This window comes from Glaciimonas sp. GG7, from assembly GCF_052976905.1.
On record NZ_JBRIIQ010000119.1, the window covers coordinates 1 to 11,191 of the forward strand.

9 protein-coding genes are annotated in these 11,191 nt (G+C 54.0%); 8 read left to right on the forward strand and 1 reads right to left on the reverse strand.

Annotation, left to right across the window (positions count from 1 at the left end; all coding sequences use genetic code 11):
* Positions 1 to 401 precede the first annotated feature (401 nt).
* Positions 402 to 1,391, reverse strand: a complete 990-nt coding sequence (locus ACVBEF_RS18750) for a hypothetical protein (RefSeq protein WP_447125438.1) — start codon at positions 1,389 to 1,391, stop codon at positions 402 to 404.
* Between the two features lie 573 nt (positions 1,392 to 1,964).
* Between ACVBEF_RS18750 and tssA the strand changes: the two genes are divergently transcribed.
* The 8 genes from tssA to ACVBEF_RS18790 all read left to right on the forward strand — a co-directional run.
* Positions 1,965 to 2,993, forward strand: a complete 1,029-nt coding sequence (gene tssA, locus ACVBEF_RS18755; protein ID WP_447125439.1) for a type VI secretion system protein TssA — start codon at positions 1,965 to 1,967, stop codon at positions 2,991 to 2,993.
* Positions 2,994 to 3,078: 85 nt separating this feature from the next.
* Positions 3,079 to 3,582 carry a type VI secretion system contractile sheath small subunit gene (gene tssB, locus ACVBEF_RS18760; RefSeq protein WP_447125440.1) on the forward strand — a complete coding sequence of 168 codons (504 nt, stop codon included), beginning with the start codon at positions 3,079 to 3,081 and terminating at the stop codon, positions 3,580 to 3,582.
* A gap of 22 nt (positions 3,583 to 3,604) precedes the next feature.
* Positions 3,605 to 5,098, forward strand: coding sequence for a type VI secretion system contractile sheath large subunit (tssC, locus tag ACVBEF_RS18765; protein ID WP_447125441.1), 1,494 nt, complete (start codon positions 3,605 to 3,607; stop codon positions 5,096 to 5,098).
* Between the two features lie 160 nt (positions 5,099 to 5,258).
* Positions 5,259 to 5,753 (forward strand): Hcp family type VI secretion system effector, encoded by a 495-nt coding sequence (locus ACVBEF_RS18770; RefSeq protein WP_447125442.1) that lies wholly within the window; start codon positions 5,259 to 5,261, stop codon positions 5,751 to 5,753.
* A gap of 137 nt (positions 5,754 to 5,890) precedes the next feature.
* The gene (gene tssE, locus ACVBEF_RS18775; RefSeq protein ID WP_447125443.1) at positions 5,891 to 6,403 is read left to right on the forward strand and encodes a type VI secretion system baseplate subunit TssE; all 513 of its coding nucleotides are present in this window, start codon (positions 5,891 to 5,893) and stop codon (positions 6,401 to 6,403) included.
* Positions 6,400 to 8,277: a type VI secretion system baseplate subunit TssF gene (gene tssF, locus ACVBEF_RS18780; RefSeq protein ID WP_447125444.1), complete on the forward strand. Its 1,878-nt coding sequence runs from the start codon at positions 6,400 to 6,402 to the stop codon at positions 8,275 to 8,277. Before tssE ends, tssF begins: the two co-directional genes overlap by 4 nt.
* Entirely contained in the window at positions 8,262 to 9,272 is a 1,011-nt protein-coding gene (gene tssG, locus ACVBEF_RS18785) for a type VI secretion system baseplate subunit TssG (protein ID WP_447125445.1), read from the forward strand. Before tssF ends, tssG begins: the two co-directional genes overlap by 16 nt.
* Positions 9,273 to 9,283: 11 nt before the next feature.
* The coding region (locus tag ACVBEF_RS18790) for an AAA family ATPase (RefSeq protein ID WP_447125446.1) at positions 9,284 to 11,191 on the forward strand (1,908 nt) is incomplete at its 3' end.

Genomic DNA, 11,191 nt, shown 5'->3' on the forward strand with positions numbered 1-11,191 from the left:
GATACCCACTTTCAGTCGTAAAATTTTCTGACTTTTCGTTAAGTTGACAGTACCCTTTTAACATGTTCCATCAACTTTGTATGTTTAGGTACTGTTTATTATCAGTTAACATTTGGTTATACAAATTCAACAAGGCTAAGTCGCCATATTCGGATCTGGCTCGTCTAACTCAGATTTTTCACACGTCCATCTTGATGCGTCGAAGCTATTTGATCCCGTACCAACGCAATAAATCGTCAGTATAGTCATGATTATTTTTAAAATAGTGGTGCTAAAAATTGATGATGAGTAAAAGTTGTGGTTCTGTCCGATTAACGTGGATAGATGAAAATTTTATTTTCAGACCGTGCGCGAATGCTCCGTGTAGCTACTAAGTCCGACAGACTCATGGTTATTTCTCGTCATGTCGGATACATCGTTAGCAATTCGTTTATGAGAACGGATTTTTTCGGCAGCGCGGATGAAAATACTTTTGAAAAAAAATTGCGGTGCAGATTGAAATTGGTGCTGGTCTGGTGACCATCTCCATCGACCAGTGTTTGCAGACTCTGCTTGAGTTCTTCTGGATTTCTACGCGTGTCGTACCGGGTCAGTATTTGGACAAACACTTTTTCGCGTTCATCGATCACATCCAACGGCTCTTGTTTCCGAAGACCGCCGTGCTTCAGTTGCAACGTATCTACCAGTTGTGTGACCGCGTAATCGGCCCATAAAATACGCCGGCCATCGAGCGTGCTGGTTTCAATAAAGGTATCACTCGGATCATAGGCAGCCATTTTGATGACGCGCGCGTTGTCAAAGTAGGTGTACAACATTTTGGTATAGGCTGCTTTAGGGATGATAAAACTCTTAGGGCTACCGTGAACAGGTATCGATATTTTTCCACTTAATTCTGAAAGAGTAGTGCGCCCCTCAGGCATGGCCATAATTGATTCAGTGCGCGCCACCAGATCGACAAATACACCAGCAGTGGCCAGCCCTTCATGCAATTTTGCCGCAGGCGTCGAAGTTGCGCTGCCGTCGGAGGTGCGGCCAAACAGGCAGGAAACCATATTGACTTGGGTCAGCGCGCTGGCAGCCTTACTCGTATCACGTTGCATCAGCGCGTTCTTCAGCATATCGACCAGATCATCGACACTCTTACGCCGCGTGTGGGAATTGTCCCCAATGTAATGCATGCCGGTATCGCCATGCCCAGAAATAAAAATCTTCAGCCGATCATTCTTCCCAATGGTAGCGACGACACTTTTCAGTTCTTGATTGATTGATGCATTGTCAAAATACAGAAGGTGCAGATTACCTTTGTATTTTAAATTCGCTCTGGCAATAAAATGAGGCAAAACGCGGCCTTCCATATCGCGCCAGGTAATGATGATTGCATGATCGGACATACTGACTCCTGAAAAAATTGGATTTGAAATGACAGTGGAAAGAAATAAATAGTCGTGTCGCGTTAACGAAGATGAACAAGCGAAAATGAACAAAACAGTAGCCCGAAAAAATACTCATTTTCATTTTGATGACCTCGTGCAGCGATCTCTTGTGGCGTGCCATCTCAGACATCGGTTGGCCAAGAACCGCACGACCTCTGGCTTTTTTATATCGCAATACACCTATTTTCAACAACACTCTGCTGGGTGTTTCTGTTGACGAAATTTACCATTTGTCAGCGGTAGCAATTTCAGCGCCCCTCCCCAATGCATCGATAGGTGATCCGCTGCGATGCTGCGCTCGACCATCATTTCTATCCACATTAATTCGATGGTGCGGATAGTGCCATAAAGAAAGTGTGAGTAGTTCTATCCCGAATATACGGTCTGTCGCCAAAAATGGGGACAGACCATTTGTTGTTGTGCGGATATATTGACATCTGAAAAACATGTTAAGCCAAGACTGCGCGTGGGTTGCGATAAGTAATAGCGTCGTTTGTTTCGGTGAGACGATCAGTTGAGAGATGAATCAGTATGAGTATTAACAATTGTGATAATTTTTTGCATGAACTCGCTGCCGACGCCCCGTGCGGGCCGAATCTCGAATACGACGCCGATTTTGTCGCGCTTGAGCAAGATGTCATCGGCAAACCAGAGGTGCAATACGGGGACACTATTACCGCTGCTGTTGCTCCTGAATGGAAGTCCATTCATCGCGTGGCGACGCAGCTGTTAGAGCGCAGTCGCGACTTGCGTCTGGTGGTCTTCCTGCTGCGCGCCAACTTAAATTTGCTGGGCGTGTCTGGCCTGAAAGATAGTTTGTATCTGATCGAACGCTTGCTTGAGGAGCGTTGGGACAGCGTGCATCCGATGCTCGACGCCGATGACGACATGGATCCCACGCCGCGTATTAATTCGCTGGCAATTCTGACCGACCGCGCCACTGTGCTTAAGGAACTGAGAGACGTTACGCTCATCATGTTGCCCGGCTTGGGACCGTTGAGTGTGCGTTTGCTCGACATTGCCAGCGGCGAACTGGCGACTCCCGAAGGGCAAGATAAAGTCAGCATGGAATCGATCGAACGCGCTTTGTGCGATGTTGATGGGGATGCGATAGCGACGGCCCACGAGGCACTCGCTTGTGCCTATGACAGTGCGGTCAATATCGAGACTGTGTTGGTACAGCGGGTTGGTCATGCGCATGCGCTCAACCTGGACGGCTTGACACGCATGCTCAAACTTGGTCGAGACGTCCTTGTCGGCCAGGAAAAAAAGCAGGCCACTGATGGTGGGTTTGTAGCTGTCGGTGACGCGCCTGCTGTCGCAAACGCACGAAGATCTGATAGCACCAGCGACGAGATTTTGAGTCGTGAAGATGTGGTGCGGATGTTGAATAAATTGATCGCTTATTACGAACAGCATGAACCATCGAGTCCGTTGCCGCTGCTGTTTCTGCGTGCCAGACGTCTGGTGCCAAAAAACTTTATGGAAATCCTGCAAGACCTCTCGCCTGATGGTCTTCAACAGGCCCGGTTCCTGTGCGGAGCGGAGGAGGAATCATAGTATTTATCCTAAGTACTGATAAGCATAAGTAGTACGCGGGGCGAATAAACGAACATCGTATTTTTCAATTTTAGGAGTAGTTATCGTGGCCAAAGAAAGCAGTCAAAAATTTATCGCACGTAATCGTGCGCCGCGCGTACAGATCGAATACGACGTCGAAGTATATGGCGCAGAAAAGAAAGTTCAGTTGCCGTTCGTGATGGGCGTAATGGCCGATCTGTCTGGTCAGCCAGCCGATCCGCTGATGCCAGTGTTCGATCGAAAATTTCTTGAAATCGACGTCGATAATTTCGACGAGCGTCTGAAATCGATGAAGCCGCGTGTCGCCGTGCAGGTGCCCAACACACTTACCGGCGAGGGCAACCTGAGCGTCGAGATGACGTTCGAGAGTATGGATGACTTCACCCCGGCAGCCATCGCGCGCAAAGTAGATTCACTGAACAAGCTGCTCGAAGCGCGTGCTCAGTTATCCAATTTGATGACCTACATGGATGGCAAGACCGGCGCGGAGGATTTGATCGCCAAACTACTGAGCGAACCGATCCTGATGCAGGCGCTGACATCGGCACCGAAATCGCAAGACGAATAATTGATCATTCTGGAGAATTACTATGGCTGAACTGAATCAAACAGAAAAGCAAGAGGCCACCGGCACGCTCGAAATGAGCGACTTCAGTAGCCTTCTGCAAAAGGAATTCAAACCGCAATCAGATAAGGCCAAGGAAGCCGTCGAGAACGCGGTGCGTACTCTGGCCGAGCAGGCCTTAGTCGATAGCAACATCATCTCGGGCGATGTGATGGCGACCATCGAGGGCTTGATCGCAGCGCTGGACCACAAGCTCAGCGAACAAATTAATCTGATCCTGCATACGTCCGAATTTCAGACCGTCGAAGGTGCCTGGCGTGGTCTGCACCATCTGGTAAACAACACCGAGACCGATGAAACGTTGAAGGTCCGCGTGCTCAATATTTCAAAGAATGATCTTGGTAAGACGCTCAAGAAATTCAAGGGTACAGCCTGGGACCAAAGTCCGATCTTCAAAAAAATGTATGAAGAAGAATTTGGTCAGTTTGGAGGTGAACCATTCGGCGCTATCGTGGCCGACTTTTACTTCGATAACAGCGCGATGGACGTCGAGCTACTGACCGGTATGGCGAAGGTGGCTGCGGCCGCGCATGCTCCGTTCATCTCGGCCGCTGCGCCGTCGGTGATGCTGATGGAGTCGTGGCAAGAGTTGTCGAATCCGCGCGACCTGACGAAGATTTTCCAGACCCCGGAACATGCCGCCTGGCGCTCGTTGCGCGAGTCCGAAGATTCGCGTTACGTCGGTCTTGCCATGCCACGTTTCCTGGCGCGCCAGCCGTACGGTGCCAAGACCGATCCGGTGGAAGAGTTCGATTTTGAAGAGGATACCTCCGCCGCCGGTAGCAAAAATTACACTTGGGCCAACGCGGCTTACGCGATGGCCGTCAACATTAACCGCTCGTTCAAAGAGTTTGGTTGGTGCTCACGTATCCGCGGTATTGAATCAGGCGGCGCGGTCGAAGGTTTACCCGTGCATTCGTTCCCGACCGACGATGGCGGGGTAGCAATGCAATGTCCAACCGAAATCGCCATTTCCGACCGACGCGAAGCTGAGCTCGCCGCCAACGGTTTTATGCCGCTCGTACACAAGAAAAATACCGATTTTGCTGCTTTCCTCGGCGCGCAATCGTTGCATAAACCAGCGCAATACGACGACCCTGACGCCACGGCTAACGCCAATCTGGCCGCACGTTTGCCGTATCTGTTTGCCACCTGCCGCTTCGCGCATTACCTCAAGTGCATCGTGCGCGACAAAATCGGCTCGTTCAAGGAACGTGACGAGATGCAGCGCTGGCTCAACAACTGGATCACCAATTATGTCGATGGCGATCCGGTTAACTCCAGTGAAGGCACCAAGGCACGCAAGCCGTTAGCTGCAGCTGAAGTGGTACTGGAAGAAGTCGAAGGCAATCCTGGCTATTACGCTTCTAAATTTTATTTGCGTCCGCATTATCAGCTCGAAGGATTGACCGTGTCGCTACGCTTGGTCTCCAAGCTGCCATCGGCCAAAGGTAGTTAAACACCAGGACTTACGCAACATCACCCCAACGGCGTTACGCCCGCTTAGCCGTACGTTCGTACTGGCATCAAAAGTCTGCCTTGCTGGAATGATTATGCGTAAGTCCTAAACAATTTTTTCACAACCCCGTCGGCATGATGCCGACACTCAGGAGGAAATTATGGCACTAGATATGTTCATCAATATGGGCGCCAACATTGTTGGCGAATCGGCCGATAGTGTTCAGGGCAAAAAAGGTGATATCGATGTACTGGCCTGGAGCTGGGGTATGTCGCAGTCCGGCACTACCCACATGGGGCAGGGCGGCGGTGCTGGCAAGGCCAATTTTCAGGACTTGTCGTTCACAAAATACGTCGACTCGTCCAGCAACGCGCTGATGGTCTCGCTGGCAAAGGGCACGCATGTACCTGAGGTGACGCTGCTGGTACGTAAGGCTGGCGAGGGACAGAAGACGTATATCGCCATCGTCCTCAAGGAAGTGCTGGTCACATCGGTTTCAACTGGCGGTAGTGGTGGTGAAGATCGGCTCACCGAAAACGTGACGCTCAATTTTGCTAAGGTGAAATATTCCTACACACCGCAGACTGGCACAGGCTCAGCGGGGGCCGTCAAGGACTTCGCCTGGGATATCGCCGGTAATGTCGCCGACTCCTAAGTAGTCCTGCTTGCGTTTGGCCAGATGGCGCGAAAGCGGCGGTAAACACAGATCTGGCCGGGCGCGATATTGTCTTGGTCAGGCGGCCATAATGTGGCCGCCTGTTCCACTATTAAATCGGAATGTTGGTATAGCACATGGTTGAATTGTCATCACGCGAACGGCTTCAGCCGTCTCTGCTGGACCGTCTCAGCGACGACGATCCCACGAGCACGGTCGAGTCGCGCGAACACCGCGTACTGTCGTTACGCACCCTGCGTAAGGGTGTGCTGCGCGACCTCGCGTGGCTGCTTAACACCACCAACTTGTTATCTGTCATGAATATGGAAAAAATGCCGCACGTGGCCAACTCGGTTGTCAACTACGGGGTACCGGACATCTCCAGTATTCAGGTGGCAAGTCTGAACCTGAACCAGCTCGAACGCGGCATTCGCCAGGCGATCTGGGACTTCGAGCCGCGCCTGATCCCATCCTCGGTGAGTGTGCGTGCGCTCGCTGGCGGTAAGGCCGATTACAACAAAATGGTCTTCGAGATAGAGGCCGATCTGTGGACCCAGCCTTATCCCGAGCGCCTGTATCTGAAAACTGAACTCGATCTGGAACGCGACTGCGTCGTGATCACAGAAATTAGTGCACGGAGCGTTACATGAGCCCGAGCTTCCTAAGGTATTACAGTCAGGAACTACAGCACCTGCGCGAAGTGGGTGGCGAGTTCGCTCAGGATTATCCGAAGATCGCCAGTCGCCTCGGTCTCGATGCGTTCGAATGTACGGACCCTTACGTGGAACGCTTGCTGGAAGGCTTTAGTTTCCTGGCCGCGCGCGTGCAGATGAAGATCGACGCCGAGTTCCCGCGGTTTACCCAACATCTCTCTGAACTCGTGTATCCGCATTTTCTGGCACCGACGCCATCGATGTCGGTGGTTCAGTTGCAGCCCGATCTTAGCAACCCTGGTCTGAAGCAAGGGTACCTGGTGCCGCGCGGTAGCGCTCTGCGCAGCGTGCTGGGTGCTGGCGACAACACCGCTTGCGAATACCGCAGCGGCCATGACCTCACGTTGTGGCCAATCGAGCTCGTTGAGGCCAAATTTTTTACTCACGGTGGTGCTCAGGCCGGTTTGAATGTGGTCATGCCGCCTGCCGTACAGGCAGGTATTCGGCTGCGCCTGCGTACCAGTGGCGGTATCGCATTCAAAGATTTGCCGATTGATGCGCTGAGTCTTCACCTGCGCGGGGCCGAGGATATGCCGATACGTATCTACGAAAAACTGCTCGGTCATGTCGAGGCGGTACTGGTGGCACCCGTCAGTCGCCCGGCTGCCTGGCATCGCCTGTTACCAAAAAGCGCAGTGCGCCCGCTCGGCTTCACCGAGGATGAGGCGTTACTACCCAGTGGCGAGCGTACCTTTCAGGGCTATCGTTTGTTGCAAGAGTATTTCGCCTTCCCGCAGCGTTACCAATTTGTTGAACTGAGCGGCCTGCGTGCTGCGTTGAGTCAGTGTGCAGACACGGAAGTCGATGTCACCATTTTGCTCAATGAGGCCAACGCGCAGTTGGAAAAAACGCTTAACGCGTCTAACTTTGCGCTGCACTGCACACCGGTGGTGAACCTGTTCCAGCGCCACGCTGATCGTATTAACGTCACTGACGAACAGTTCGAATATCACGTACTGGTAGACCGCACCCGGCCGATGGATTACGAGGTATATCAAATCGCGTCGGTGACCGGTTACGGTAGCGGCAATCAGGCGCAACAGGTATTCCAGCCCTTTTACAAGGCCAAGGACGTTGCCGCTGCGCACCAGGAGCAAGCCTTCTTCCAGATACGCCGCGAACCGCGGACGATCTCGCAGCGCCAGCGCCGCGACGGCCCCCGCTCTGGTTACATCGGCAGCGAAGCCTTCATCTCCATCGTCGACGCAGCCGAGGCCCCGTATAGTGCGCAATTGCGCCAACTTGGCTTATTGGTCTGGTGCACCAACCGCGACCTGCCGTTGGCGATGTCGCTCGGTATTGGTAAGACCGATTTTGTACTCGACTCGGGTGCACCGCTGCTGGCGGTGCGCTGCCTGACCGGCCCTAGCCAGCCGCATCCCTCGTTCGCCGAAGGCAGTGTCGCCTGGCGTTTGCTGAATCACTTGTCGCTCAATTACCTGTCGCTGGTCGATAGCGATCCCCAACAAGGCGCATTCGCTCTGCGCGAGATGCTATCCCTCTATTGCCCACCCGGTGACGTGAACGCTCAGCGCAAGATCGACGGCGTGCGCTCGATCACCTCAAGACCGGTGACGCGGCGTATGCCGTCACCGGGTCCGATTACTTTTGGGCGCGGCATCGAAATCAGTGTCACGTTTGACGACGACGCTTTCGAAGGCAGCGGCGCATTTTTGTTGGGTGCTGTTCTGAGCCAGTTTTTTTGCCAGTATGTCTCCATCAACACCTTCACGGAAACGGTGGTGAAGACACTGGCGCGCGGCGAGATTATGCGCTGGCCGGCACGGGAGGGCGTATGCGCGATCCTGTAGCACTCGAGCTTGAACTCGAACGGAAAGCTGCGCGGATGGATTTTTTTCAGGCATTGCGGCTCATTGAGAATGCCCATCCTGAACTACCGCGCATTGGTACATCGCTGCGCCCACGCGACGATACGGTGCGTTTCGGCCAAGACCCGGCGTTGATTTTTCACGCCACCGCGCTGGGTCAGTTCACACGCAGTACAGCGCAATCACGCGCTCGTCTGGCGGTGAATTTTTTTGGTTTGCTGGGTGCCAACGGTCCACTGCCGACGCACTTGACCGAATACGTACGCGAACGCCTGCGTAATGGTGGTGACGGCACCATGCTGGCCTTCCTCGACGTGTTCCATCATCGTATGCTGGCGCTGTTTTATCGTGCTCGCGCAAGTGCCGAGCCCACCATCAGTCTGGACCGGGCCGACGCCGACCGCTATTCCATGTTCGTCGGTAGTTTGTTCGGTATCGGCGCGCCAGGGCTGCGCGAGCGCGACGAGCTCAGCGACTTCGCCAAGCTACATTTTGCCGGGCTGATGGCTAGCCGCAACCGCCCGGCCTCAGGTCTGGCGTGCATCCTGCGAGCCTATTTCAAGTTGCCGCTACACATCGAACAATTTGTCGGTCACTGGATGCGCCTGCCGCCAGAAACGCACAGCCGCATTGGCCATCTTTATAACGGTAACCGGCTTGGCAGCACGATGGTGCTGGGGCGCAGCGTCTGGGATTGCCAAAACAAATTTCGCATCGTCTTTGATCGGCTTCCGTATGCCGACTATCAGCGTCTGCTGCCTGGCGGCGACAGTCTGCGCCGCCTGCAAGCCTGGGTCCGTAGCTACACTGGCTTGGCTCTGGCATGGGATGTACGACTGGTCCTTGATAAACAGGAACTACCGTCGCTGCGCCTCGGCGCTGCCGACATGGGCGGCACGCGGCTTGGCTGGACCAGCTGGCTCACTAGCACGGCACCGCAACACGACCCGGATCAATTATTGATCCAACCAAGTTAATAAGGAAAATCATGGCGGATATCAATCGTGCTGCATTGTTTGGAAAACTCAATAGCCTGTGTTATCGGGCGATCGAAAGCAGCACCGTGTTTTGTAAGTTGCGTGGTAATCCTTACGTGGAACTGGTGCACTGGATGCATCAGTTTCTGCAGTTGCAGGACTCCGATCTGGTGCGCATCATTCGTCAGTACGATCTCGACCCGGCCATGCTGGCGCACGATCTCACGGCAGCGCTGGACCAACTGCCGCGTGGCTCCACGGCTATCACCGATCTGTCTTCGCAGCTGGAAGAATCGGTCGAACGAGCTTGGGTGTATGGCACGTTGATGTTCGGTGAATCACAGATACGCTCGGGCCATTTAATGATCGGTCTGCTGAAAACCACGAGCCTGCGCAATGCGTTATACGGGATGTCGAAGCAGTTCGGGAAAATCAAGCTTGAACACTTGACTGACAATTTTGTCGCCTTGCTAAGCGACTCGCCGGAAGCGAAGATGGTCGCCACTGACGGCTTTTCAGGTGCCGCCGCCACCTCCGATGCTATGGCCCCGGTGATGATGGGCAAGCAGGAAGCCCTGAAAAAATTCACAGTCGATCTGACCGAACAAGCACGGAGCGGCAAGATGGATCCTATCGTCGGGCGTGACGAAGAAATCCGCCAGATGGTCGATGTCCTGATGCGCCGACGCCAGAACAACCCAATCTTGATCGGCGAGGCGGGCGTCGGCAAGACTGCCATCGTCGAAGGTTTCGCCCAGCGTATCGGGCGTGGCGACGTGCCGCCGTCACTCAAAGACGTGCAGTTGCTGACACTCGATGTCGGCTTGCTGCAGGCCGGTGCCAGCATGAAGGGTGAATTCGAGCAGCGCCTGCGCTCGGTCATCGACGAAGTACAGGCTAGCGAGAAGCCGATCATTCTGTTTATAGACGAAACCCACACGCTCGTCGGTGCGGGTGGCACAGCCGGTACGGGCGATGCAGCCAATCTTTTAAAACCAGCACTGGCACGCGGCACTCTGCGCACTATTGGCGCGACCACCTTTGCCGAGTACAAAAAACACATCGAAAAAGACCCGGCACTGACGCGCCGTTTCCAAAGTATTCAGGTCGATGAGCCGAGCGAGGAACGCGCGATCCTGATGATGCGCGGCGTCGCCTCGACCATGGAGAAGTACCACAAGGTACAGATTCTCGACGAAGCACTGGAAGCGGCGGTGAAGCTGAGCCAACGCTACATTCCGGCACGTCAGCTACCCGACAAATCGGTGAGCCTGATCGACACCGCCTGCGCACGCGTGGCCGTCAGTCTGCACGCGATGCCAGCGGAAGTAGACGATAGCCGCAAGCGTATCGAAGCCTTGGAAGTCGAACTGGCGATCATCGGTCGTGAAAACGCAATCGGTATCGATATCGGCAAGCGCGCCACCGACGCCGACGATTTATTGGCTATCGAACGCACGCGTTTGGCCGGGCTTGAAACACGCTGGAACGACGAACGTATGCTGGTAGACCAGTTGCTGTCGCTGCGCGGACAGTTGCGTGATGGCATGGATAGTAAGGATGTTACTGCACCACTGACGCAGGAGCAGCGCGCCAGCTTGATGGCGCAGCTCAAAGAGGTGCAGGCCAAACTGAGCGACCTGCAGGGTGAAACCCCGCTGATTCTGCCCACGGTAGATTATCAGGCCGTGGCCGCCGTAGTCGGCGACTGGACCGGCATCCCGGTCGGGCGCATGGCGAAAAATGAGATGGAAACCATTCTTAATATTGCCTCACAACTTAGTAAGCGTGTCATCGGGCAAGACCATGCGATGGAAATGATCGCCAAGCGCATTCAGACTTCGCGTGCCGGTCTGGATAATCCGAATAAACCAATCGGTGTATTTATGCTGGCCGGTACTTCTGGCGTTGGCAAGACC